Source organism: Xenorhabdus thailandensis (assembly GCF_037996785.1).
GTDB lineage: Bacteria > Pseudomonadota > Gammaproteobacteria > Enterobacterales > Enterobacteriaceae > Xenorhabdus > Xenorhabdus griffiniae.
The window spans coordinates 1-26,709 of record NZ_JBBMXF010000007.1 but is presented as its reverse complement, the minus strand read 5'-3'; the positions used below and the strand labels follow the sequence as shown (position 1 = coordinate 26,709).

The 26,709-nt window shown below is 46.2% G+C and carries 21 protein-coding genes and 1 CRISPR repeat array; of the genes, 9 read left to right on the top strand and 12 right to left on the bottom strand.

Annotation, left to right across the window (positions count from 1 at the left end):
* The first annotated feature begins 321 nt into the window (after positions 1–321).
* The 8 genes from AAC853_RS02580 (at position 322) to AAC853_RS02545 (ending at position 10,708) form a co-directional block, all read left to right on the top strand.
* On the top strand, positions 322–2,481 hold the full coding sequence (locus AAC853_RS02580) for a thiamine pyrophosphate-dependent enzyme (RefSeq protein ID WP_340613611.1): 2,160 nt from the start codon (positions 322–324) through the stop codon (positions 2,479–2,481).
* A 16-nt stretch (positions 2,482–2,497) separates the two neighbouring features.
* On the top strand, positions 2,498–4,036 hold the full coding sequence (locus AAC853_RS02575; protein ID WP_340613610.1) for an indolepyruvate oxidoreductase subunit beta family protein: 1,539 nt from the start codon (positions 2,498–2,500) through the stop codon (positions 4,034–4,036).
* Between the two features lie 18 nt (positions 4,037–4,054).
* Positions 4,055–4,300, top strand: a complete 246-nt coding sequence (locus tag AAC853_RS02570) for an acyl-CoA thioesterase (RefSeq protein WP_340613609.1) — start codon at positions 4,055–4,057, stop codon at positions 4,298–4,300.
* Positions 4,301–4,526: 226 nt separating this feature from the next.
* The gene (locus AAC853_RS02565; protein ID WP_340613608.1) at positions 4,527–6,884 is read left to right on the top strand and encodes a bifunctional salicylyl-CoA 5-hydroxylase/oxidoreductase; all 2,358 of its coding nucleotides are present in this window, start codon (positions 4,527–4,529) and stop codon (positions 6,882–6,884) included.
* A 9-nt stretch (positions 6,885–6,893) separates the two neighbouring features.
* Positions 6,894–8,033, top strand: a complete 1,140-nt coding sequence (locus AAC853_RS02560) for a cupin domain-containing protein (RefSeq protein ID WP_338804474.1) — start codon at positions 6,894–6,896, stop codon at positions 8,031–8,033.
* A 3-nt stretch (positions 8,034–8,036) separates the two neighbouring features.
* A complete protein-coding gene (locus AAC853_RS02555) occupies positions 8,037–8,948 on the top strand; it encodes a fumarylacetoacetate hydrolase family protein (RefSeq protein WP_338883477.1) in 912 nt (303 codons plus the stop codon).
* 18 nt (positions 8,949–8,966) lie between these two features.
* Entirely contained in the window at positions 8,967–9,956 is a 990-nt protein-coding gene (locus tag AAC853_RS02550) for a carbon-nitrogen hydrolase family protein (RefSeq protein ID WP_189758799.1), read from the top strand.
* On the top strand, positions 9,953–10,708 hold the full coding sequence (locus AAC853_RS02545; RefSeq protein WP_340613607.1) for a maleate cis-trans isomerase family protein: 756 nt from the start codon (positions 9,953–9,955) through the stop codon (positions 10,706–10,708). The genes AAC853_RS02550 and AAC853_RS02545 overlap by 4 nt, the downstream gene beginning before the upstream one ends.
* 171 nt (positions 10,709–10,879) lie before the next feature.
* Here the strand turns inward: AAC853_RS02545 and AAC853_RS02540 are convergent, their stop codons facing one another.
* The 12 genes from AAC853_RS02540 to AAC853_RS02485 all read right to left on the bottom strand — a co-directional run bounded on the left by AAC853_RS02540 (position 10,880) and on the right by AAC853_RS02485 (position 23,776).
* The gene (locus AAC853_RS02540) at positions 10,880–11,974 is read right to left on the bottom strand and encodes a DUF4056 domain-containing protein (RefSeq protein WP_340614148.1); all 1,095 of its coding nucleotides are present in this window, start codon (positions 11,972–11,974) and stop codon (positions 10,880–10,882) included.
* Positions 11,975–12,009: 35 nt separating this feature from the next.
* Entirely contained in the window at positions 12,010–13,161 is a 1,152-nt protein-coding gene (locus tag AAC853_RS02535) for a BamA/TamA family outer membrane protein (protein ID WP_340613606.1), read from the bottom strand.
* On the bottom strand, positions 13,161–14,156 hold the full coding sequence (locus tag AAC853_RS02530) for a hypothetical protein (RefSeq protein WP_340613605.1): 996 nt from the start codon (positions 14,154–14,156) through the stop codon (positions 13,161–13,163). The genes AAC853_RS02535 and AAC853_RS02530 overlap by 1 nt, the downstream gene beginning before the upstream one ends.
* A 514-nt stretch (positions 14,157–14,670) precedes the next feature.
* Positions 14,671–14,964, bottom strand: coding sequence for a type I-E CRISPR-associated endoribonuclease Cas2e (gene cas2e / locus AAC853_RS02525; protein ID WP_340613604.1), 294 nt, complete (start codon positions 14,962–14,964; stop codon positions 14,671–14,673).
* Positions 14,965–14,966: 2 nt separating this feature from the next.
* A complete protein-coding gene (gene cas1e / locus AAC853_RS02520; RefSeq protein WP_340613603.1) occupies positions 14,967–15,887 on the bottom strand; it encodes a type I-E CRISPR-associated endonuclease Cas1e in 921 nt (306 codons plus the stop codon).
* Positions 15,887–16,561, bottom strand: coding sequence for a type I-E CRISPR-associated protein Cas6/Cse3/CasE (gene cas6e, locus AAC853_RS02515; protein WP_338883467.1), 675 nt, complete (start codon positions 16,559–16,561; stop codon positions 15,887–15,889). The genes cas1e and cas6e overlap by 1 nt, the downstream gene beginning before the upstream one ends.
* Positions 16,548–17,321 (bottom strand): type I-E CRISPR-associated protein Cas5/CasD, encoded by a 774-nt coding sequence (gene cas5e, locus AAC853_RS02510; RefSeq protein WP_340613602.1) that lies wholly within the window; start codon positions 17,319–17,321, stop codon positions 16,548–16,550. Before cas5e ends, cas6e begins: the two co-directional genes overlap by 14 nt.
* 11 nt (positions 17,322–17,332) lie before the next feature.
* Positions 17,333–18,370 (bottom strand): type I-E CRISPR-associated protein Cas7/Cse4/CasC, encoded by a 1,038-nt coding sequence (cas7e, locus tag AAC853_RS02505; protein ID WP_340613601.1) that lies wholly within the window; start codon positions 18,368–18,370, stop codon positions 17,333–17,335.
* A 41-nt stretch (positions 18,371–18,411) separates the two neighbouring features.
* Positions 18,412–18,963: a type I-E CRISPR-associated protein Cse2/CasB gene (gene casB, locus AAC853_RS02500; protein ID WP_338883461.1), complete on the bottom strand. Its 552-nt coding sequence runs from the start codon at positions 18,961–18,963 to the stop codon at positions 18,412–18,414.
* The gene (gene casA, locus AAC853_RS02495; RefSeq protein ID WP_340613600.1) at positions 18,956–20,575 is read right to left on the bottom strand and encodes a type I-E CRISPR-associated protein Cse1/CasA; all 1,620 of its coding nucleotides are present in this window, start codon (positions 20,573–20,575) and stop codon (positions 18,956–18,958) included. The genes casB and casA overlap by 8 nt, the downstream gene beginning before the upstream one ends.
* Positions 20,575–23,325 carry a CRISPR-associated helicase Cas3' gene (gene cas3, locus AAC853_RS02490; protein WP_340613599.1) on the bottom strand — a complete coding sequence of 917 codons (2,751 nt, stop codon included), beginning with the start codon at positions 23,323–23,325 and terminating at the stop codon, positions 20,575–20,577. Before cas3 ends, casA begins: the two co-directional genes overlap by 1 nt.
* A 52-nt stretch (positions 23,326–23,377) precedes the next feature.
* Positions 23,378–23,776 (bottom strand): bleomycin resistance protein, encoded by a 399-nt coding sequence (locus AAC853_RS02485; protein WP_338885621.1) that lies wholly within the window; start codon positions 23,774–23,776, stop codon positions 23,378–23,380.
* Positions 23,777–24,774: 998 nt separating this feature from the next.
* Between AAC853_RS02485 and AAC853_RS02480 the strand changes: the two genes are divergently transcribed.
* On the top strand, positions 24,775–24,972 hold the full coding sequence (locus AAC853_RS02480) for a type II toxin-antitoxin system PemK/MazF family toxin (protein ID WP_340613598.1): 198 nt from the start codon (positions 24,775–24,777) through the stop codon (positions 24,970–24,972).
* 175 nt (positions 24,973–25,147) lie between these two features.
* Positions 25,148–26,701: direct repeats of the CRISPR family, unit length 29 nt; unit sequence CGGTTTATCCCCGTACTCACGGGGAACAC.
* Between the last annotated feature and the right edge of the window lie 8 nt (positions 26,702–26,709).

Here is a 26,709-nt window from a genome sequence, read left to right as displayed (position 1 = left end):
GATGCGTGTGATTCATAGCGTGTTGTAAATGACAACTTGAAGTTTAATGCGTATGTTCCCTGTTTTGTTTATTCGGGATAGAAAAAATAACAGAATTAACCTTATTCGATTATCTGATAACAGTATCCACATATTATTTAAATGAAATATATATGATGATAAATATATTGATGATGGGTACTTTATATCCGCCTGCTGCTCACTTTATCCAACCACTGCATAAATCATCATTACATGACAAATCATGCATTGACCATTAACGCATAGCCGAATTACATAAAAGGTAACGAAAAGGCGTAAAGCGGACACGGTGAGGTAAGCATGGCTGAACGATCATTTGTCGAAGAAGTGAAAAAATTACGTCTGGGACAGGGCGAAGTTTTCAGTGGCGAAGGCATACTTGCCGTGACAAAAGCACTGTTGGAATCGGGGGTGGCATATGTGGCCGGCTATCAGGGAGCGCCAATTTCCCATCTGATGGATGTGTTGTTGGATGCACAGGATATTTTATCTGAATATGGCATTCGTTTTGAAAACAGTGCCAGTGAAGCCACCGCTGCTGCGACGCTTGCCGCTTCCGTGAATTACCCACTGCGCGGAGCCATCACGTTTAAATCGACGGCGGGCACAAATGTTGCCTCGGATGCATTGGCAAATCTGGCATCGGGCGGCGTGGTCGGCGGTGCGCTGATTATTGTCGGTGAAGATTATGGTGAGGGATCTTCCATCATGCAGGAGCGCAGCCATGCTTTCGCGATGAAATCTCAGATCTGGTTGCTCGATCCTCGCCCTAATCTGCCTTCGATTGTCCAGGCGGTGAAGATGGGGTTTGCGCTATCAGAAGCCAGTCATACACCCGTGATGTTACAGATGCGCATTCGTGCTTGCCATGTGCATGGTCGGTTTGTCTGTGAGAAAAATCGTTCGTCAACGTTTATGATTCAGGATGCACTGGAAAATCCGACGCGCGATCTTAACCGTATTGTTTTGCCTCCCGCCAGTTTTCTGCATGAGAAAGAGAAAGTGCAAGATCGCTGGCCTGCGGCGGTGCGTTTTATCCAACGCCACGCACTGAATGAGTTTTTCGCTGAACAGGCGGAGGATGTTGGCCTTGCCCTGCAAGGGGGATGCTATAACACCGTGATCCGCGCCCTGAATTTACTTGGGTTGGCAGATGTTTTTGGCAATAGCCAAATTCCGCTGTATGTCATGAATGTCGCCTACCCATTGATCGATGAAGAGTTTGAACGTTTTTGTCATGGTAAGCGGGCGATTTTAGTGCTGGAAGAAGGCCAGCCCAATTTTGTCGAGCAGAATGTCGCTAATATCTTGCGCCAACGTGAGATAGTGACCCGGTTACATGGCAAGGATTTACTGCCAATGGCGGGTGAATACAACACGGCTACCGTGTTGTCAGGACTCCGTGCTTTCCTTGAACGTTACGGCAAAATTGCAGCGGAAAGTGGGGTGTCTGCCTGCCAGGTACGCATCCCAGCCGTCACTTTACCGACAAAAGATCCACTAAAAGAGGCGGTTCATACCCGTCCACCCGGATTTTGCACCGGTTGCCCAGAGCGCCCAATCTTTACGGCGATGAAATTGCTTGAACGGGAGTTGGGGCAACATCACATCAGTGCAGATATCGGTTGTCATTTGTTTGCTATTTTGCCGCCATTTAATTTGGGCAATACCACGATGGGGTATGGATTGGGGGCAGCGAGTGCGGCAGCACTGAATACACCAATTACGAACAGGCGGGCAATCTCAGTTATGGGGGATGGTGGATTTTGGCACAACGGCTTAACCAGTGGCATAGCCAATAGTGTTTTTAACCGCAGCGACAACCTGACCATTATTGTGGACAACAGTTACACCTCCGCGACCGGAGGGCAAGATATTCCCTCTTCAACAGCGTTAAATCCCCACCGCAGTACCGGGCATGATATCGAAAAAGCAGTCAAAGGTGTGGGGGTGAAATGGGTACGCACGATCAAACGTACCTACGATCTCAAAGCCATGATGAATACCTTACGCGAGGCACTGACAACAGGTGAATACGGGCCAAAAGTCCTGGTCGCACAGAGTGAGTGCATGTTGAATAAACAACGGCGCGAGAAGGTAAAGATCAAGGGAGCGATTGCGGAAGGAAAGCGGATCGTCCGAGAGCAATTTGGGGTCGATCCTGATACATGCACAGGCGATCACTCCTGTATCCGTTTGTCCGGTTGTCCTTCTCTATCAATTAAACCGAATCCTGATCCATTGCGCACCGATCCAGTGACAACCGTATTAAATAGTTGTGTGGGCTGTGGGTTGTGCGGGGAATTATCTCACGCGGCAGTGTTGTGCCCCTCTTTTTTTAAGGCACGGATCATTATCAATCCTAATCGTTGGGATCGGCTGATTCATCGTATTCGCAAAGGGCTTATCGGCTATTTGCAACGTCGTGATGTTAAACGTCGTAATCAATATGATTTTTAAGAAGGGGGTCATACCTATGTCAGCATCCACCCATTCCTCGCTAACGAACTTACCTAAACAGCCGATCAAAATTGCTATCTTGGCAATGGGAGGTGAAGGCGGCGGTGTACTGGCTGATTGGATCGTGACTTTGGGGGAAGTGAATGGCTATTTCGCTCAAACGACTTCCGTACCTGGCGTAGCCCAGCGGACTGGGGCAACTATTTATTATGTCGAGTTGTTCCCTGGTGCTGATGATCCTGAAGTACCGACACCTGTGTTGGCACTGATGCCGGCTGCCGGTGATGTGGATATTGTGCTGGCTTCGGAATTGATGGAAGCCGGACGTGCTGTCCAACGTGGTTTGGTGACACCGGATCGCACTACGCTGATCGCATCAAGCCATCGGGTATTTTCGATGGAGGAGCGTTCGGCGATGGGCGATGGGCGTGTGAATAACGAGGTATTGATCCGGCAATCCCGACAAGCTGCTTTGCGTTTTATCCATTTTGATATGGCGAAGATAGCAGAGAAGAGTGGCAGTGTGATTAGTGCAGTATTGCTTGGAGCGCTCTGTGGTACGGAGATTTTGCCATTTAAACGTAATCAGTTTGAAGCGGCGATCATCAAGAAAAACGTGGGAATAAAGCCCAGTCTGCAAGCCTTCAGTTTGGGATTGAGTCGAGCGCAATCGGCGGCAGAATCAAAGACGGCCGAAAAAACGGCGCCAGAACCCCCTATATTGAACAATAAAGTCAATGCTCTGCTGTTACATATCCAGCAAAAATTCCCTGCCTGTATCCATAACATTGCCATTGAAGGTATCAGACGCCTGATTGATTATCAGGATCTAGCCTACGCTCGTTTGTATCTTGACCGATTACAAAGTCTCATTGAGCAAGCGGTGAAACCTGATGAGCGATTACTGAGTGAGCAACTATTACGTGAAACAGCTCGTCATTTAGCACTGTGGATGGCTTACGAAGACACCATGCGGGTGGCAGATCTCAAAATTCGCGCCGGTCGATTCCAACGTGTCAGTCAAGAAATGCGGGTGAGTAACGGTCAACTGGTCGAAATAAATGACTTTCTGCATCCCAGAATGGAAGAAATCTGTGACACCTTGCCGGCAAGTATTGGGCGTTGGTTGTCTCGTCCTCATTTCGTTAATCGTATGTTGGCGAAATTACTCAGCCGTGGGCGTGTGATTACCACCAGTTCCATTCGAGGATATCTGTTGCTTTATATACTGGCTAGTTGGCGTCGTATGCGCCGCTATACGCGGCGCTTTCAGCATGAAACCGGACGTATTGAAGAATGGCTACGGCGAATTGAAGTAGCAGCACAGCGCGATCTCGAACTGGCCGCGGAAATTGCCCAATGTCAGCGCTTAATCAAGGGATATGGTGATACTTACTCCCGCGGATCAAGTCATTTTCAAACTCTGATGGAAATTGTTGATCACCATTTGCATGACTTATCTCCCTTCAGTCTGCGGCAACTACGTGAAGCTGCATTAGCGGATGAGCAGGGTGACCGATTACGCGAGTGCCAACAGCGTCTCTCTTTATATTAAAGAACCCAGGAGCTTGCAATGAGCCTGCTTAGTTTTATACAACCCCATAAGATCCGCTTTTCTGAATGCGATCCGGCGGGGATCGTCTTTTACCCCCAGTATTTTGTGATGTTCAACAACTTGCTGGAAGATTGGTTCGATGAATTAACGCCAATGGGATATGCCAACTACATCGCCAAACACCGTTTTGGGTTGCCGACAGTTCACCTGGAGGCGGAGTTTAAGGCCATTAGCAGAATGGGGATCAGGTTTGGCTGGAATTAATCGTTGAGAAAATTGGCAGAAAATCACTGACGCTGATCCAACGCTGCGTCAGCAAAGCAGGTGAGTTGAGGATGAACGTAACACAGACTTATGTCACCACTTCACTGGATACCCATCAAGCTATTCCCATACCTGATGAGATTTACTATGCGTTAACTGAACAGAGGCCTTAGCGGAACCGGCGCATTACGCATGGGGTAGATATCGTGCGGCAGGAGAAGAAATTATGAATGTAAGAGGTAAGAATGCAGTCGTCAGTCAAAATGCAGTGACCGTAACGGGTAAGAATATCGTATGTATTGGCGGTGGACCGGCGGGATTGTACTTCGGTTTGCTGATGAAGTTGCAAAATCCTGATAATCGTGTCGTGGTCATCGAGCGCAATCGTCCGTATGACACTTTTGGCTGGGGCGTGGTGTTTTCGGATGCAACATTGGAAAACCTGTATCTGGCTGATCCGGTGTCGGCTGAAATTATCAGGGAGGAATTTAGCCGTTGGGATGATATTGATATCCACTTTAAGGGAACAGTAAATCGTAGTGGCGGTCATGGGTTTATCGGCATTGGCCGTAAAAAGTTACTGAATATCCTGCAAGATCGTTGCGACGAAGTCGGGGTTGAGTTGCTGTTTGAAACGCAGGTTGAGGATGAGCAGGAGATTGCCCGCCAATATCATGCTGATTTACTGATTGCATCTGATGGGATTAATAGCCAGATCCGTACCCGTTACGCTGAATTTTTCCAGCCTGATATCGATCAACGCCATTGTCGTTTTGTCTGGCTGGGGACGCGCAAAATTTTTGATGCGTTTACGTTTCTGTTTGTGGAAACCGAATATGGCTGGTTTCAGGTTCACGCTTACCAATTTCAGGAAGGCTTATCGACTTTTATTGTCGAGACAACAGAAGAAACCTGGCTGGCTGCGGGGATCGACAGAATGTCACAGGAAGAGGGCATTGCGTATTGCGAAAAAATATTCGCACCGTGGCTGGATGGGCATCCCTTAATCTCCAATGCTACCCATTTGCGGGGGGCTGCTATTTGGATACGTTTTCCCCGTGTAATTTGTGCGAACTGGGTGCACTGGATCAAAGAGAGAGAGAACGGCAAAAATATCCCGATTGTGTTAATGGGAGATGCCGCCCATACCGCCCATTTCTCCATTGGCTCCGGCACTAAATTGGCATTAGAAGATGCGATTGAACTGGCAAACAGCCTGAAAGCCCATCAGGGAAATTGGCAGGCGGGGTTGTCCGATTACCAACAATCGCGCAGTGTGGAGGTGCTGAAAATTCAGAATGCCGCCCGTAATTCAACGGAGTGGTTCGAAAATGTCGCACGCTATGAACGTTTTGCGCCTGAACAATTCGCTTACTCATTGTTGACACGCTCACAGCGCATTTCCCATGAAAATTTGCGCTTGAGGGATCGGGCATGGTTGGAAAATTACGAAAGCTGGTTTGCCCAAAAGTTTCACCTATCTTCACCATTAACCCCGCCGTTGCTGACACCTTATCAAGTACGGGGGGTTAACCTGAAAAATCGGGTTGTTGTCTCTCCTACACTATTGTATAGCGCCGTGGACGGGGTTCCGGGTTCATTCCATCTGGTTCATCTGGGTAGCAGAGCATTGGGAGGCGCGGGTTTGGTGATTGCTGAAATGACGGCCATTTCTCCGCAAGCACGTGTCACTCCTGCGTGTACAGGATTGTGGAACGATCAGCAGGTGCAGGCGTGGAAGACAATCACCGATTTTGTCCATCAGCATTCTGGCTCGCGGATAGGCATTCAACTGGGACATGCGGGAAGACGAGGATCAACCCAATTGGGATGGGAACAGTCTGATCATCCTTTGCCAGAGGGGAATTGGCCTTTGGTTTCGGCATCGGCCTTACCTTACTTAGCCGGAATCTCACAAGTGCCGGCAGCGTTGACCAAGACACAACTACAAGAAATTACTGAGCAGTTTGTTGCAGCAACCCAGCGTGCCATCAAAGCCGGTTTTGACTGGCTGGAGATCCAGGCCGCTCACGGTTATCTGCTCTCCAGTTTTATCTCCCCGCTGACTAATCAGCGCGATGACGAATATGGCGGTTTGCTGGAAAACCGGCTTCGTTTCCCATTGGCCGTTTTCAAGGCGGTACGTGAGGTTTGGCCGGCTGATTTACCGATATCGGTGCGTATTTCTGCTACGGATTGGGTGGAAGGGGGAACGACGATTGATGAAGCTGTAGAGATTGCCCGTCGTTTCCGTGAAGCCGGAGTGGATATGGTGGATTGTTCTACAGGGGAAGTTTCTGCTGATCAGAAGCCGATTTACGGGCGCATGTACCAGACTCCGATGGCTGATCGCATTCGCAATGAAGGCAATGTGCCGGTGATTGCGGTCGGTGCGATTACCGATGCTGATCAAATCAACGGCATTATCGCTTCGGGGCGCGCTGACCTTTGTGCCTTATCCCGCCCATTCTTATCTAATGCGGCCTGGCTACTGCATGAATGCGCCAGATATGGCTGGACGGGTATCGATTGGCCGAAACCTTATCTTTACGGCAAAGCGCAATTCATTAGAAAACCACTCTAGGAGATATCCATGTCTCAACAAGAAAATATCCAGTCTCATGATCAATACCGGGAAGATATTGTCGGCCGTGCTAATGTGGCCGATAGCCCTGAATTACTGGCGTATTACAGGGAGTTGGTCAAGTACAAGACAGGGGCACTTTGGACAATCGCCAATAAAATAGAACCCTGGCAACCTAAATCAGCCTCAGTGCCGGTACTTTGGCGTTACCGTGATCTGCGTGAGCACGTTCTAAAGTCTGCCGATTTAGTGACACCGGAAAAAGCGGGTCGCCGTGTAGTCTATCTGAACAATTCGGGAGAGCCAGGCGCCTCTACCGCTGTTGGCTTGCTCTATTCCGGTCTCCAGACTATGCGGCCGGGTGAAGCGGCATCGGCACATGCCCACTCCTCTTCTGCCCTGCGTTTCATCATGGAAGGGCGTGGTGCTTACACCATTGTTGATGGCCAGAAACTGTTATTGGGAGCGAATGATTTTGTCTTAACCCCGAATGGAACCTGGCATGAGCATGGTGTTGAGCCTGATGGTTCACAATGTATCTGGCAGGATGGCCTGGATATACCGCTGGTTAACATATTGGAAGCGGGTTTTTATAAGGTACATCCTGACTTGCGTCAGGCAGTGACTGAACCTGTGAATGCTTCTATTGCACTTTGGGGTGCCCCCGCTTTGCGTCCACAGAATGTTGGCTGGGATAAACCTTATTCCCCGTTGTTCAGATACCAATGGGAGCCAACTTATGAATCTTTGCAGCGTTATGCCTGTGTTTCGGATGGATCGCCTTTTGATGACATTTTGATGCATTACGCCAATCCGCTAACAGGCGGTCATGTGATGCCAACTCTCGGTGCCAGTATGCAGTTATTGCGCCCTGGTTTTGTGGGTAAGGCACATCGTCATACCGGCAGTTTTATCTATCAAGTGGCGAAAGGGAAAGGCTATTCCGTGATTGATGGTCAACGATTTGACTGGCAGGAGCGGGATATTTTCTGCGTTCCTTCATGGGCATTTCATGAGCATGTGAATGTTTCGCAAACGGATGATGCTTGCCTGTTCTGTTTCAACGACTTACCCGTTATGCAGGCATTGCAATTGTATTACGAAGAAGCCCTGACTGATAACGATGGGCACCAACGAGTGAGAGGATAAGAGATGCGTTTAATCACTTACCGTTCAGAAGTCACGGCTGCTGCGCGATTAGGCGCCATTGTCAATGATCACGTTGTAGACCTGGCAAAGCTGGCTTCCCATACGGGGAATAGATTGCCGGATAATATGCTGGAGTTTATTGATTTGGGGCCATTGGCGGTGAGCAGCACAACCGCGCTGCTAGACTCATTTAAGGGATTTTGGCCGGTGGGAGTTTCACTGCCATTGCAGAATGTGAAAATTCTTGCTCCTATTCCCCGCCCACGGAAAAACATCTTTGGTATTGGTCTGAACTATGTTGAACATGTGGCTGAATCCAGCCGTGCTTTGGATACGGCAAAAGATCTGCCAAAAGAACCGGTCATTTTCTCTAAGCCGCCAACAACAGTGATTGGCCCTGGTGACGCCATTGAGCATAACAGTGCGATCACAGCGCAATTGGATTGGGAAGTGGAACTGGCGGTGATTATTGGAACCCGCGCTAAAGGTGTATCGGAAGATAAGGCTTTGAAATATGTTTTTGGCTATAGCCTGATGATCGACATGAGCGCCCGTGATTGCCGTCGGGCTGGGCAGTGGATCTACTCTAAGGGACAGGATACCTACGCACCTTTTGGTCCTTGCATCGTCACGGCTGATGAAATTCCCAATCCACAAGATTTGGCATTGAGCCTAAAAGTCAATGGCGTGACTAAACAGGACTCCAATACGCGCCATATGTTGTTCAAGGTCAATACCTTGATTGCGGATATTAGCAAAGGCATCACGCTGGAGCCGGGCGATATCATTGCCACAGGAACACCAGAAGGTGTTGGGGCGGGGCGTGATCCACAAGAATGGCTATGGCCAGGGGATGTGATTGAAGCCTACCTTGAAAAGATTGGCCATTTGCGTCACCCCGTTATTGCGGTGTAAATAAAACAGGAGCCTGATATGCTGAAACTTCCTAAGTTCAAAGCGGCTGCGGTACAGGCTGCTCCTGTCTTTCTGGATACAGAGGCGACGGTTGATCTCGTTTGTCGGCTGATTCAGGAAGCGGCAGACAAGGGCGCCAGTTTGGTGGCTTTTCCTGAAGTGTTTGTTTCTGGTTACCCCTATTGGAATTGGGTGATGAACCCGATACAAGGTAGTCCGTGGTTTGAGAAACTGTGCAAATCGGCTATTGAAGTGCCGGGGCCGGAGATCAACAAAATTGCCCTGGCTGCGGCTCGTCATCACATCAACGTTGTGATTGGAGTTAATGAGCGCAGTCCTGACGGCATAGCAACACTCTATAACACGCTGGTGACTATTTCTGATGAAGGAAACATTCTGGGGCGTCACCGCAAACTGGTGCCGACATGGGCGGAAAAACTGACATGGGCGAATGGTGATGCGGCTTCGTTAAAAGTGCATGATACCCGTATTGGGCCATTGGGCGTGCTGGCCTGTGGCGAAAATACTAATCCGTTAGCACGTTTTTCCTTATTATCTCAGGGGGAATTGGTCCATGTTGCCAGTTACATTTCCCTGCCGGTTGCACCAGCGGATTATGATATGGCTGAGGCGATCCGTTTGCGAGCGGCAGCCCATTGTTTTGAAGGCAAGGTGTTTACCATTGTCTCCTGCTCCACGATTTCGCCGGAAATTGTCACAGCGATGTCGGCCAGCCATCCTGAAGCCGAAGCGTTGCTGGCACGTTCTAACAGTGCATTCACCGGCATTATTGGACCAGATGGGCGCGTGATTGGTGATCCCCTGATTGATAAGGAAGGGATCGTCTATGCGCATATTGACCTGAACCGCTGTATTCAGCCTCGTCAAATGCACGATATCACGGGGCATTACAACCGATTTGATATCTTCGATCTCAAAGTGAACCGTCAGCCAATGCGTGCGATTCGATTTACTGATCTGCCAGCCGATCAGGAGGATCGTCCATGAATAACACACCGCATTTTCGCGTGGGGTTGATTGTTCCCTCATCGAATACGACAATGGAAACAGAAATTCCCGCTATCCTGCACGCCCGTGAAGTCGTAAACCCTGAACGTTTTACCTTTCATTCCAGTCGAATGAGAATGAAAACAGTCACAAAAGTGGAACTGGCGACCATGGATGCAGACAGTGATCGCTGTGCGCTTGAGTTGTCGGATGCCGCGGTTGATGTGTTGGGATATGCCTGTTTAGTGGCGATTATGAGCATGGGACAGGGATATCACCGGATCTCTGAAAAGCGTCTCCATCTGCGGACAGCTGAAAATGGACATCCGGCACCTGTTGTGACCAGCGCGGGGGCGTTGGTGGATGGGTTACATGCTTTGGGGGCGAAACGGATCTCTATACTGACGCCCTACATGAAGCCATTGACTCAGTTAGTCATTGATTACATTGAAAATGAAGGGATTGAAGTTATCGACAGCATTTCGCTGGAAATCCCCGATAACCTTGCTGTTGGACGACAAGATCCTCTCGCGCCGGTAGAGATTACCAAACGGCTAAATAGCAATGTCGATGTGATGGTGGCTTCCGCTTGTGTACAAATGCCTTCTTTGCCGTCAGTAGCACTGATCGAAGATCGGGTGGGGATACCTGTGATTTCTTCATCTGTGGCAACAACCTACATGATATTGAAACAGCTTGGGCTGAATACATACGTTCCGCGATTTGGCTCACTGTTATCAGGAAAATATTGATCGAGATACAAAAGGTTATTCAACTTATGCCAGATTCAAAAGTGTTTGTTGATAATTACTTGCCTGCCTTGCTTGGGCGGGCATGGATGTTAGTAAGTAATTCGTATGGAACATTGTGAGGAATATACCGGTAAATTAGGTATATTCCTCATCTATATTGATGGATGGATCTTATTTAATTAGCAACTGTTTTTCATCTTCCCGTCGGGCATTTTCCGCCAGCATTTTAAAATCTTTTATTGTCCAATATTGCTTTGGAACAGGTAGGTTTTTCATCTCATTGGTTGGCCAGAGCTGAAATTCAGCCAGTTTATCCAACGAAAAATGTTGATAATGTTCAGGCAGAGACAAGCGCAGGGCAAAGTGTTCTTTACCGAAAGGCATTAATGGTAACCGGTTGTCTTGGATATCATAATTCCGGTGCAGAACTAAAAATTTCTCAGGAATGCGTTGATAACTGTTCCACCACAAACCATCTACGCTATCAAACATCTCTTTTGTGCCTGATTTGGGATAATCTCCAAGTTCATGCAAAGCGATCGGCAAGATCTTCGTCATTGCGTCCGAGAACTGTGCTATAGAAGAAGCGTGGCCTTCCAGAATCAATGTCAGCGCCAACCGTGCACCCAACAGGTTTGAATAGAGATCTTCCGGGGAAAAAGCCGAAATGCCCTCTGAAAATCCAGGGACTGATTGATAGCCATACCATTGCGCTATTTCATGCCAAGCGGCAAGTTGAAAAGCGAGTTTAGCCGCTAAATAGGCACTTAGCGTATAGCGTTCAGCCGGATCTTGCGGTGGCGTAAAAGCAAAAAAATGCATTTTACGCGCAGCAAGTTCATTATTCAGGGTTAACTCCCTCTCTTGACCAAGATGAGCGTAAATCTGGCTAAACAGATAAAGCGTATAGTCTGCGGTATCCCTGACATGGGAGATATCAATAAACCCTCCCTTATGGGTATAGAGCAGACCCACTTTTTCATTGCTTACCCCCAACAAGGCGGCACTGGCACCGACAACACTGTCATTATAGTGATGTTCACCCAATTTCTTGGCTTCTACAATATTATCGATGTCATAGAAGGGAATGGGAATATTCCATAGTTGGGCTTTTAGGTTATAGCCGAAAGCACAGCAAGCCCTTAAACCTTCTGGTGGGGCAATGGGAGGTAACGCATTCCAATTTTGCTGTGACTGCTCATGGGTATCACTGACAAGGATCGGTTTGACCGGATCAACCGATTGTGGCTGGTTTTGGCATGCCATCAGTAAAAAACAGAGGCAAAGTGTAACGAATAATCTCAAAACGCTTCCCCAACCTGAAAATAGAATCCAGTACTGTCTTTACCAACACCAAAATCTAATCTGACATTCATACGTGGTTTAAACTCAAAACGATAGCCAATACCAACAGAAGGAAGCCAATGCCTGCTTCCCAACTGTGAAGGGGAATCTCCCAACGTGCCGGTGCCTATCCAACCGACCACACCGTGGCGCCAGTCAAGTTTATGTCGTAACTCTAACTGTGTTGTGAAGATATTGTTGTCACGATAACGCCCTTCATAATACCCGCGCATCCGCTGGCCGTTACCAAGCAGTGATAGCTGGTTCCACGGGACATCACCTGCGCTGAAACGGGCATAGTTATCGAAGGCCAGGACGGTCTTGTCAGATAACGGGTAATAGGCTGAGAACTGAAGCTGTGTGGTATGGAAACGATGATCGCTACCTAATTCTGGGGAAAAATAGGTATAAACGATCTCAAATGCCTGTCCGTGTCGTGCATTGGGTAAAAAGTCCCGTGTATCATAACTGAAGTGGGCACTTATACCGGAACTCATCACGGAACGGCCACCGACAGACTGGGAAAAATACCGTTTTGCTCCGCTATCCGGATCACTGGCATTGACGGATGAGAAATTCCAACCTAATCCCATATAGGTGGTATTAGCGACACGGTAGAGAAGTCGCGGATGAATAGCAAATTCCTGTGAACGGTATTCCTCTTTGTTACTGTCATTTTTACCGGCACGATAACCTTTACCCCAATAGTAAGTTGGGGTGTTATTCAGTGTACCGGAAACGAATAACCGCCATTGGTCACTGGCAAGAAAATTGTAATTGGTAAAGTTCAGGCCAAACGCGCCAGTAGATGAAGCAAATCCACTGAGTCCTAATGAAGAAGTCTGGCTTATGTGATCTAAATGGTCAGGACGGTACAGGCCAACGACGGCAACACCAATCCCTATCCCCATTTCAGGGGTGTAGAAAGGACCAGGCAATACGCCCCAATCAATTTTTTTGCGGTCATCAAAATGATTACTGCCGCCTAATTCGTTTAACCAACCATCAATTTTTTGCCGGTTAGGCAGGATATCAGCGTGGGCTGATGAAATGGTGAAGATAAGCAGGCTGGCAATGACCAGCCTTTTGAGTGTTGCAAAGCCAAACATTAAAAACGGAACTCACCGGAAATAAAGAAACTGTTTCTGTTGCCAAAACCGACTTCTGACAGGATATTGAAATTACGGGTTATTTCGAAGCGTGCACCAACGGTATTGTTCCACTTATGGGCAAGGTGTTGTTTGACGTCAAATTTGATGTCTGTTTGGTCTTTAATCATATTAAATAGTGCGAGTTCAGGTGGTAAATTTAGTTTGCTGACATCCCCCTTGAAGCGTTGAGTAATGTCTTGATACATAGCACCGAACCAGACTTGAACTTTGGTATTTCCTTGTCCAGTAATCAAAGGGGTAAAAACGAATTCATAACCGAGCCGCGGTGTGATAACTAGTGCACTAATATCTCCGTCCAAAATATCCAGATTGGTACGGGTATAGTTTGCATCTAATGTGGCAAAAAATTGGTTATAACCACCAGCAAGGGTTGCACCACCACCAAAGGTTTTCCCTTTGAAATTTAGCTCAAAAGGTAAGTTTTCCCACGAGGGTTCGTCAGGTGAAGACCCTGGTATATAAATGCTATCCAGATTGGTTTTTGAAGTCCCTTTAGTTTTTCCATATACACCATAAACATTTAAGAAAGGCAAGATCCAGGAATCCAATTTAAGCATATGTGTTTCGCTTTTCTCTCGGGTATTACCAGCATTAACAATAGTCTGGCTTTCCCAAGGTTTGAACAGCGGATTGGTGAATCTGAATTTAATGCTATCTACGATAACGTTCTGGCGCAAATTCATATAACTATAACTAGCACCAAACGGTTCAGGCAGGTCGTAGCCTTTTGCGCGTGCGGCATCACCCCAAATTGGCAGAATACGAGATCCCGATTTAGTCGATTGGGATAAGCTACCGTCATTATTTGTTTGCTGAACGCCAGATTCAGATACGGTTAATGAAAAAAGTGGGCGCTCACTATCTGCATAGCTGTATGAGGCAGCAAGACATAAAGTAGCAGCTAACAATTTGTTGGTATTAGTTAAGTTCATAAGTGAATTCGCTTCCTAATTTTTGATATTTGACTGTCTGCAAAATGAACATTGAAGACAGAAAAGCGCGTAGACTATCACAGCTCTTTTTGGCAATCATTACCGAATTATGCTCTGTCGATGGAATATCGTACGATTGGGTGTTTTTGTTTGTTTTATCATCAAATCGAATGGATTTTACCTCCTGAATGCATTAATAAAATAAATTAAATAACATTGATATTATTTCTTATGTTAATTTTTATTTCGCTTAATTTAAAACAAAAAGATAGCTTGTAAAGATGATTATTTATATTACGAAACAACAATGAGTCACTATTAAAACAATATTTAATAATATCTCCCTGGTGAACTATTTCCTCATTCAGTCAGGAGTTATATTTATATTTTTTATACATTGTATATTAAAATCATTCATTGAGTTTACGGATAATATTAAATATAACCCTTTGCAATAATAACTTTTATCAACCGAAAAAATTCTACCATTTTAATTGCCTTTAACTCCTCAACACTAATCCTCAGAAGGGGGTTTAAATTTCACTAAACGCAGTCCATCAAAATCTATCGGTTCCCTTCGGCTTTCACCAAAGGTCTGAAAATCAAATCCAGATTCGGTGTTGGTCTGCCATGCCATAACTGCATTTCCATCTTCGGTTAGCTCCGTGATTTGCTGCCAAATCATTTCCCTGATTTTATGGGATATATTCCCCACATAAACCCCTGCCCGTATTTCCAGTAACCAAATAGCCAAACGCCCCCGTAATCGAGGAGGAACAGCTTCTGTTACGACCACCGTCATACTCATCTCTACTGGCTCCTGTGCCCAATGTCACCGATAGAAATGGGTTCGGGAATAGCGGGAGGTTGTGCATCTGTAGGGGGGAGCGGCGGGGAAATTTCGCCCGCCGCAAGTACTTCTTCAATTAAGGGAATAAGGCGTTTCAGAATTTTGTCTGTCCTGAATTTTTCACGACAAGCAATTCTGACTTGTCTGTCAGGAGCAATGCTATTGGTGGCAGCAACTTTAAATGCAATAGGCACGACGGTATCAAACTTTAAGATATCTGCAATATCATAAACAAATGACAAAGGCTTGCCAGTATGCAGAAAACCAATAGCAGGTGCATAACCTGCCGCCAGAATGGCGGCTTCGGTCACTCCATATAGGCATGAGGTTGCTGCACTAATGCAGCGGTTGATGAGATCACCCTTATCCCAATCGGTATGATCGTAATTGCGCCCGTGCCATTTTACGCCATATTGTTTCGCCAATATTTGATAGGTTTTCCTGACGCGGGCACCTTCAATGCCCCGAAGCTGTTCGACATTGCGTTTTTGGGGAGCCGGTTCACCAAAACGTAATTCAAACATTTTGCGGACAACCTTGAGCCTTAAATCTTCATCCAGTGCCAACTTAGCCTGATAAAGCAGCCGGTCTGAACGCGCACCGCCTGGCTGTCCTACGGAATAGAGTCTGATACCGGCTTCTCCCACCCAAATAAGCAATGTTCCGGTGGTAGATGCCAATTTTACCGCAGCATGGCTAATGCGGGTGCCTGGCTCCAGCATAATGCAAGCAAGGGAACCGACGGGAATATGCATACGTTCGCCGTTGACTTCATCAATCACAACAAACGCATTATCCTTGACATCAATACGTCCCATACCAATAAAGATCATTGAATTCCTGTCCTTGATGGGAATGGGTTTTAATGGAATAAATGCCATTACAGTGCCCTTATCAGCATTAACCCACAACCAAAGGATTTTGCCCTGCCAAATCCTTTCTGGTATTGCTCAAGGAAAAGTTCGCTATCTGACAAAGTGAGCACACCCTGAAAATCTACGCTGGAAAATGCCACCTTCTGGCCAGAGGCTTTAAAGCTGCGATGTTGGGTATAGCGTTCAATATCCGGGGCAAAATCAAAGCGAATTCCCCAATTAGCCAGCCGTTTTTCATCTTGTATCCAGGTTTGGGCGGCCTGCATCATGACTGATTCAATGTCTCCTGAACTACCAGAATGTCTTGCCTGACGCTTGGCATGCATCAATACATCATGGCGAAGCTGTTTGCCTGAATTTTTATTTGTGAGGCAGACGGTGGGATTAGCGCGGAGTTTGAACGCCAGTTTTTGTCCATTATGTAATTGAGGGGCAAAAGACTTGGTCTGAATCTGGAACCGCGAGGAATGGGCTATCGGTGCGGTTGTGGACAACACAAGAAATTCAGGTCTGCCACTTAAGCTCATCTCTTGCCTGAAAAGGAAATTGCGTTCTTCCTGCTCCGTAAACAATTGCCACAAGAGTTGGTGGGAAGCATAGACATCATTTTTCGTCTGTTTACGTGACGGTGTTTGCATAGAGTAAGCAGAAGGGTGCAAGGTGACTTTAGACAGATACATGTGTTCCCTCCACGACTGATAACTGGAACGATAATTGGTGCATCGTGCGTTGCGTAAACTGCCAGCGGCTACGTGATAGTGGTTCATCCCACAGTTGATGCGTCAGTATTGTCGTATCAGGGATCGTGATCTCGTCTTTATCTCCTTCCCAGAAATAATTCACGACATCATGATTACGCTGCCAATAATAATGATTGGCCTTTTCTGATTGATAAGGCAAGAGAGGAAAAGGCGTATCAAGGGCGGCTTTTAATGACGAAGATTCTGTCAGTTGCGGCATCATCGGAAGTGCAAGAGGGCAGGATTTTCGCCCAAGACTCAGCGTAAAAACGGGTTTTAGCAGCGCATCACGCAAGGCAGAAAGGGTGAAGCTGGCCTGTTCGGTCAAGGAAATCGCGATAATCCACACGCCATCAGCAAGATAATCGCGTGAAGACAGTACGGTGTTTAATTTGGATTTATCACGTAACTCACTTTTACGGGTTGGGTGAGACAATTTTTTCTCTTGCGAAGGAACCTGGGAGGTATGGTAATCCCGCATCAATAAACCGGAAACGATCTGTTTGATGGCGATTTTGACACTCTGCTGCAATGCCATAAGTTGTGTTTCATCATCGCGCCGGATGCCCAGTGCTGCACCTAATAACCCCAAAATAGCCGAACGGGTTGGATAAATGCCGGTTGGCCGGTTTTCACCGACCGCTTCTACTCCCCAACTGGCTAGTGCCCCATATAAACGAAAGACCAGGTAAGTCTTCATATTGGCCTCTTTTATTCAGTAACGAATTGAAGTAGCTCAGCAAAACAGCCTTTACCCGCGACGGCATTGATGCTATAGCGCGTGTCAGCACAAGCACCATAAACGTTATCGAAGTTTTCTCTCTGATTTTCTAACGCTTTGATGGCATCGGTTGCTTGATCTTCGCTATCAATGGGTTTTAAGAATGCAACAGACAGGGAGCGAGGCTGATATTCTCCCTTTTCCGCCAACACATAGCTGGCATAGGCGCGGGAGCCGAAACTGTTTTGTTTACCAGATGGGGCGATTTTAATAGCGGCTTCTGTCAGGGCTGCGATAGCTTGATTCGCCAGGGTTTCATTACCTGACAGATTTTCGATTAATAAAGATTTGTTGATGCAGATATAGCTGTAGAACAGAGCAGCCGCAAAGCCAGTTTCGCCAATATGAGCCGAACCGGAATCGCTTTTGCCCGCATTGAGATCGTCAACAGCGGTAAAATAGTCATCTTCCACCGCAACACTGTGAACACTGATAGCGTGGGCAACCTGGCAGGCTGCTTCCACATTATAGGCTGGGCTGGATGCCAGCATACGGCCAAACAATGCAATATCTACGGCTGTTTTTTCTCTGCTCAGCAGATTCAGCTCTTCCTTGGTTGGTGCGCGATTTTCGGTGATAAGTTTATCGGCCAATGTAAAGGTAGCCTCTTTTTCTGCTGGGCTGATATGTGCCAGTTGTTCAATTTCCAGGGGGTCATCTTTTTTATTTTTGCCAAACACTTCCGCAATGGCAGAAGCCCATTCAGTTGCTTGCTTCTCTTTGATGCCTCCAGTAAGCAAGCGTTGATAAACCTGAAATCCAAAGCGTTTGGTACGAAAACCAAGGTGCTCTGCGAGGGCATCCTGAAACAGGTCAGAGATCCGCCAGTGACGTTTCAAACTTTGAGAACTAATTCTTAATCTCTCTGCTCCGCCCATTCTGGCGGTTTTAGGGCGTCCGAGATCGTCGCGGTTCAGGTTGGCAGGAGGGTAGGAAGTTAACAGATGTAGCTGAATAAATTGGCTCATTTAAAATTCCTTATTAGATTAAAAGTGGTTAATTATTGGCGTTATTTAGCGGCCTTGTAGTAATCCATCGCCCATTGCACACAGAGGCGTTTATTGGCTCGATATGCTCTTGGCTGGTGATACTCTCTCAACCATTGTTCAATATCTTTGGCGAGGGATAACACGGAAACTTGGCCTTTCAGTTGTTGTAGGATGCGCCGCAAACGCATAATAAATTCATCGGGTGTCTTGGCTGCCTGCAATTGGGCAAAGCGATGTGTACTGACAATCGGCTTGTCGTTTTCGGTTTTGGTGCCTGCGGCAGTTGCCAGATTAGTGGTGGTGTTGGTTTTGACATACACCAGCGTGACGGCAATCATCGCCCATCGCATAACAGTCTGTTGCTGAGCTTCTTTGATAATATCTTCAGGCAAGCTGAACCATAATGCGCGAAAACCTTCGGTTAGCGTTGCTGCCTCAATATCTTGGCAACGCTTTAATTCAGCTTTAAAGAGCGTTGGTGCAGGAGGGATCTCTTTTTTCTTCAATTCTTCGGAGGATAAAAACATGCTTTCCCACCAGCGCAGTAAACGACCTTCACTTAGGTTATTCATTGATAACTTCCTCCTTCTTTTTGTTCTTGGATGATTGGATTTCTATATTGTGCTCTGCCATAAATGACTTGATATCTTTCGAACCCATCAGCCACTTGGTAAGAATTTGTCGCGCCGCGATCTTTTCGATAAGTTTTTCGGGATCGGTATCTTCTGACAGCACGAACTCATCAAAAAGATCAAAGCAGGTATTTCTAAGTTGGTAGAGCCAGGTTTTGGCGTCTTCGGTGGAGAGCGAAGATGCTTTATGCTGGCTGCTGACAATCTGTTGAACAGCCTTAAAAAAGGCAGTCTGGGTGCGTTGATAGAAAGTCGCATCAATAAATGACATATCGCCTTTTATTTCATTCGGGCGACGGAACCACGCGTTTTTGATCTGGGTACGACACTGTGTCAATGCATTGGCAGAGAGGTTTTGTAGTGTTTTGACGCGCCGGAAAACGGCATCTTTCTTTTCAATCGGCATGGAAAACAGAGGCAAGGTGGTGGAATACCAACCGCGGGCTTTCATGTTGTCCATATCATAGCCAAAAACCCATAACCGAGGGGTGGAACTTTGTTCATCGGCAAAATAATCATTGATTTGGTTAAAATGGTCGACAACCTGGGCTGCCTGTTGACCCTGTTTATCATCGGAAAAAGTCAGGCTATCCCAGATCTTATAGGTCACACCCCCGGGTTGCCCTTTGATAGAAAGGTGCTCTTCATCCGGTTTTTTCGGATTCCACCGATAGGGGGTTAGAGGGTGTTGCCAAGTACCAGAATAATTGTTGCCATAGTTTTGGGTACGATAACCCGAAACGGATGGGTGAGTTGCTTGCCCTGTTAATTGGCAGATGGCGGGCTTATCCTCTATCTCCAGCCGGATCCGCCGTGGCATGCCCCAATACATATGCAGTTCATGGACATTATGTGCGTAAATTTCTGTCCCTGCTTTTTGGCTGTTATGAGTTTTACCCAACCAAGGAAAAACGTCTGGGCTATTGAGATCAGGATCGGGGTAAGGCCAATGTTCCCGATTAATGACATTCAGCCAAAGTTTTTGCCATAGCGAAGCATCCGGTTCTTGTGGCTGAATCAAGGTCGTGAGTGGACCCCCTCCCCGTAACCCGACACGATATCCGACACCGCCGGCAGGCGCGTTAATCTGTAATGTAAATAGGGCAATGGCGGCCATTTCGGGGGAAATGACTTCACATTGGCTGCGTTTAATAAAATGATCAGTATTATCCTTCAATGTTTTTTCACCCGGCGATTCAATTAACAATCCTGAAATGCTGGTGGGTTTCCTTTCTGCTAACGCATCAAGATCCTGCATAAACAGAGGGCCATGCCCTGTCAGATTAAAAGCATGTTCTACTCGATTAAATGCAGTTTGTAGGTTCGCTTGGGTAGGGGCTTGTTGATAAAACTCATACCATTCGTCTTCATCTTCAGGAGCAAAAGCGGTTTGCAGCAAACCAATCGCCAGTTGGTAAGCGGCGCCCTGAAAATCAGCCCGTGGCAGTACAAAATCGACAACGGTAGGATCGCAGATTGCCGTCAGAGGTCGCTTTTTCTCACTGCCATCTTTCATTCTAAAAGTCAGCCATGCGTCTTTAACGAGGTTCATTACGCCTCCTGCTTAGGATAAAAACCAATGTTGGGATCATAAGTAAAATGCGGGTCACTCTCTGGCAGCCAGATTTGCAGGTATTTGACGGACTTGAATTTATCCTGTAACCGCTCCACGGTTTGAGAAAGGGACTCTGGTATGGGTTGCAGCTTATCGGCAAATTTGTTTTTTGATATTTTGACAATACTTAATTGGACAGGAAATTTTTCATCCTCTACCCACGGTATTAATTCCCCATTTTCAGTCAGTTTGACAAGCAGCACGCTCACCGTTTCGATATCGCTAAATCGGGTGCTGATATCGCTGTCATCGTCATACCAACCACGGGCACTGCGTTTGCTATATTCATAGCGCTGCCATTGCAGGGCTTGTGATCGTGCTGCGGCATCTTTGCTCAGCCCTTCCGCTATGGCTTCGTTATCTTTGTATTTGAGTGCATCAGGGATTTGGTTATCGGCATCTTCACCGTAAACGGCTTCGATCAAGGTTCGCGCCTCAGCAGGCATACGAATCGCTCCCAAGCGCAGAAGTTCGCGTAAGCCAAGCCATAAACGTCCGGCTGAACGATAAACATATTGGGTATTGCGAAAGTCTTTGCTCAGCCAATCCGCTTTGGGTTGATCATCCCATTCTGGGGCGTGGAGATATAATTCAGGCGCAGAGCGGCTATCGGTAATACCTTGCTTGTATTCGCCATTTGCGTTACGAGTATGGCGGTGCAAACGACCAACCCGCTGAATCAAGTCATCAATCGGGCAGATATCAGAGATCATGACATCCGTATCTGCATCAAGGCTTTCCTGAAAGACTTGCGTAGTAATCAGGATCTTGCCTTGCCTATCTTCCCGATTGCTTTCTTTACCAAAGATTGCCAGCACACGATTTTCGATCTTTTTTCGGTCATGCAAAATAAAGCGACTGTGGAACAACAGGCAATTTTCCGGTTGAGCCATTTGTGCCTGAATAAGCCGGAAAGCATGGAGTGCATCATCTACTGAATTGCGAACCCAAACCACACATTGCCCATTTTGAGCGGCGTTGAGGGCGATTTGTACACATTCATCCAGATGATTCACCGTTTTTACGGTGACAGTACGGCTGACATCTGGACGACTGTGCAGGGGCGTTTCAACCAATGGAGCTTCTGGATTTAACGTGACATGGGTTGCCAGTGGAAAGGCCGTTTTTTGCAATTTCTGTGGCGGTATGCCGCTGGCAGATAACCAGATATCCACCAGTCGTTGGCGCTGTTTCAAGGAAAGTGTAGCAGTCAGTAATACCACGGAACCACCCTGGTGCAGGTGCAGACTTAATACACTTTCCAGCAATGCAAACATGTATTCATCGGCGGCGTGTACTTCATCAAAGATCAATACTTTGCGATTTAATCCAATCAATCGAAGTGACTGGTATTTTCTCGGTAAAACGGCAAGTAATGCCTGATCGATAGTACCTACCCCCACCGATGCCAATAGGGCTTTTTTATTAGAATCAGCTAACCATCGGTGGCACTGTGCTGTCGCAGTGCTATCGTCTCTGGTGTAATCACTGTCGTTATGTTCAGACGTCAGGATGATGTCACGGAAATTATCATTCATTTCACGTGCACCGTGCGCGAGAACGAGACTAGGTAGTTTGCCGTTTTCTGTATCAAACATATGGTGGTAGTGTTTGGCGATTCGGCCAAACATGGCGTTGGAGGTCGCCATTGTTGGCAGACCAAAATAGAAACCGTCCGCAGCACCGGTTTGCATTAAGCGGTGAGTCAGAGCGAGGGCGGCTTCTGTTTTGCCTGCGCCCGTAACGTCTTCCAGAATAAAAAGCTGTGGGGAGTCATCAATCGGGACTTCTTCCGCCCATTTTTGTAATGGAGTTGGTGAAAATTGGTAGTACTCCTGGATAGAAGTATAAGGCGATATCACGGGAGTGTTATGGATATCAATACCATCTAAGGCGATTTGGGCTTGTTTTTGCGTAAGCTGCCAATATTCCTCCAGCAGAAGGGCTTTGGTTTGATAACGAAAATGATAACAGTCAGAGCCTACCCAGTCCGCCAGCACGACAATACCGGCAAGTTGCCAACTCACTTGTTGTAGTTTGCGCCGCCACTCTTTTGAAAGTAGTTTTGCCAATGGTAGATGAGGTTGAAAAAGTGTCAGAAGATCATGAGTGAATGCCGTTGCATCAATAACATTTTGGGACTCGGTAAAATCGGTAATTGCGTTCCAACTATCGTCATCGATGGGTTTACCATGATGACCAAGCATACACTGCATCAAAACCATTAACGTTTTCAGGGCTTGTTTCTTTTGTTTATCTTCACTGAATTGCAGGCTGTCATCTCCCACTAAAGCCAGCAGTACGTCATCCTGAATTTTTTTCCAAAAAAATAGCCCTAACCGATCATGCCTGAAATGTCTGGAGTCATAGGGGGAGTATTGTTTTGGTTTAATTAGCTCAGTATCTTCTTGGGAATATAATTGCTGAAATGCAGAAGCAAATTTGCCGATATCGTGCAGTACCAGAAAAAAAGAAAATAGATTTTGTAATGATTCTGGTGATAATCCCAAAAAATTTGCGAGATCTTGCGCTAATTTCTTATGTGGCGCCAATAATAATTGACCTACTGCGGCGACATCTAAGCAGTGATAGGCCAGAAGATGATAATTTTCGTTAGAATAGGGATTCGTTTTAGCTTTTCCCCAATATCGTGTGAGGTAATTAAAGTTATTTGTTAAATTATTCATATGCTCTCATGAGTAAATAAAATTATAACTTTCCTATATTAATGGTGTGTCATTAATCTTCTGCATTTTCTATATATTGGCTAAATCGAAGTAAATAACCATCTGGATCTTGAACGAGAAATTCCCTCTGACAGATTGTGGTATCACCTATGCAATAATAATTATCTTCCAGTGGTCGATAAAGTTCGATTTCGTTAATTTTCAGGTTTTCCAGGATTGACATAATGTCATCGACTTCAATTTGAAAATTAATGCCGCGCCCTAATGGTCTATTAAGTTCTCCGGTATTCCAACCATCGTCATTAAATACTTCCAGCATTAATTGTGCTTCACCTAATCCTAAATAAACAAAATCAGGATTTTCTCGACGAATTAATATTTCGAACCCTAATATTTTTTGATAGAACTCAAGTGAAGCCGCAAAGTTGGTCACGGTAAGTTCTGGTACCATACGATTCCAGTAAGTTATTTCTGTTGCATTATTAGCGTTCAAAGTATTTTCCTGGGTGATTATATTATTTTAAAATAGCGAACTACTTAAAAAATTAGTTAAATCAACTGCATTAACAACGGATTTGGAGAATTTAACCTATTTTATATTATTTTATCACTAACATTTTATCTTATATGGAATATTGATCACATTCAGGATTATGTGAACAGTTAGTGATGGAAATTCTATAGCATCATAATGAGCTAAATTTTGATGGTTCTCTTTATAGTTATCCTGTAATAGTTTCTGAATGGACTTATCTGATAATGTCTTATATTGATAGGTTTCTTTTCGTGACTTTTTTCGCCAATCATACAATGTACTTTTAGGGATTCCATTTTTTTAGCGAGGAAAGAAACACTGACGTTATGAGGTGGTAACATTTTTTCTTGGATAGCACGTTTCTGTTCAGGCGAATAATGTTTCATTATTGATGGCCTCTCATGGGGAATTTTATATTCGATTATCGTAAAGAGTAGATCGTATTCATTGCACGTCAAGTTTTAACAACAATTAATCAAAAAAGGAAAGATAATAACTTATAAAAATAAGGATGATGATCATCAATTTTTCAAATCTTTAAAGTGTATGATTTTGTTATCCAAGTAAGTGTCTATCCCCGTATCTACGGGGAACATAAATTGGAAAATCATAAAAATAAAGATAATAAAGGTTTATCTCCGTACTCACGGGGAAAAGTATTCACATCGCGAAACCGTGATCATTTCTATTTTTCACTTTTCTTCAGACAAATACATTCTTGATTGTTATCTTCACTATGTTTGCCAGAAGCAGTGATTTGAAGTGTAGCAAGTCATCATAATTACGTCTCTATTGTGTTTATGATTTAGTCTCATAATGTAAAAGTTAGCCGGAAGCCCTAAAGAATGTTTCACGTTAACAGATGAGGATAGAGAATGGATCAATGCTAATCCTGTTAGTAAGGAAGTGATTTGATGTACATACCCGACAAAGGAGACATTGTTTCATTGAATTTTGATCCGAACACAGGGAAGGAAATTATGAAATGCTGCCCTGCATTTGTGATCTCTCGAAAGATGTTTAACGAGCATACCGGATTTGCTGTTGTGGCTCCCATTACCAGTACCGCAAGGGGAATGATGTTAGAAGTCGTCTTACCCAAAGAATTATAGACCTAAGGTGCAATTCTTATCCATAAGGTCAAATCTTCAAGTTAAATTTATTGAGAAAGTGCCTCAAGATATTATCGATAAAGTAACCGAGCCAACTAAGGTTATTATTTCATAATAAGAATTCCCTGACTTACGGGGAGCAAAAACTGACCCCCTGCGAGCGACGCGGATATCCCGGTTTATCCCCGTACTCACGGGGAACACCGGGATTGCACGCAGTTACACATCCACAGCGGCGGTTTATCCCCGTACTCACGGGGAACACTGCTCAAATACAGTACGCATCCGAATCTGCCCCGGTTTATCCCCGTACTCACGGGGAACACCACATCAAATTTCACCCCACGGAAGGCCGCATCGGTTTATCCCCGTACTCACGGGGAACACGGTGCCGGGATGATTGCCTCCGGCGCAGGGATCGGTTTATCCCCGTACTCACGGGGAACACGTATCGAGTTCTTTCGCCAGTATCTTGAGTCCCGGTTTATCCCCGTACTCACGGGGAACACTTTAACAGGAGCATACACTGCATCTGGATTTTCGGTTTATCCCCGTACTCACGGGGAACACAGCAGCAAAAGATTGGGAAATATCTGTATCAACGGTTTATCCCCGTACTCACGGGGAACACGCCTGATGCATGACCAAACCTTCGCTATGGTTCGGTTTATCCCCGTACTCACGGGGAACACATCATAGTCAAATGATGGATCGAAAGGACTCACGGTTTATCCCCGTACTCACGGGGAACACCTGCCTCGCTTGCCTTTTTCAATGGTGTTATCGGTTTATCCCCGTACTCACGGGGAACACGTGATGGCTTGGGGTTGGGTGATAACTAAAACCGGTTTATCCCCGTACTCACGGGGAACACAATTGGTGATGTTACTCTAAATTTAACAGAGTCGGTTTATCCCCGTACTCACGGGGAACACATAATTGGTTATCTTATTTACCCACCATATCTCGGTTTATCCCCGTACTCACGGGGAACACGCCTAAAGCAAGCAGACTTCTTTTGCAGCTTGCGGTTTATCCCCGTACTCACGGGGAACACGTGATTTCTGACCGTGCAATAAAAAAGGTGAGCGGTTTATCCCCGTACTCACGGGGAACACTGAACCATTTGATAACCGTCTTTAGGGTTACGCGGTTTATCCCCGTACTCACGGGGAACACAGTTTTGTACTGTCTGTTTCTAGCCGCATTTCCGGTTTATCCCCGTACTCACGGGGAACACCAGGACACCATAGAACCGCCGCCGCACGCAGGCGGTTTATCCCCGTACTCACGGGGAACACGCTATTAAGGTCGATAGCCATCTGGCCTGCTTCGGTTTATCCCCGTACTCACGGGGAACACTATTTTCTAAACAAAGTCTAACTGTAATTTCACGGTTTATCCCCGTACTCACGGGGAACACCGCTTTATCAATCTCCGGTTTAAAACCGCTCACGGTTTATCCCCGTACTCACGGGGAACACGCCGATGATGGAGAGCCATTTGATTCGATACTCGGTTTATCCCCGTACTCACGGGAACACAACACGTCCCATTGCTGATAAGCGTTCTAAGGCGGTTTATCCCCGTACTCACGGGGAACACGGATTCTGGCAAGTGACGAGTAATCAACAGGGGCGGTTTATCCCCGTACTCACGGGGAACACCGCCAATGCCGAAGACACCGGGGACTATTGTTGCGGTTTATCCCCGTACTCACGGGGAACACCTCCTGTT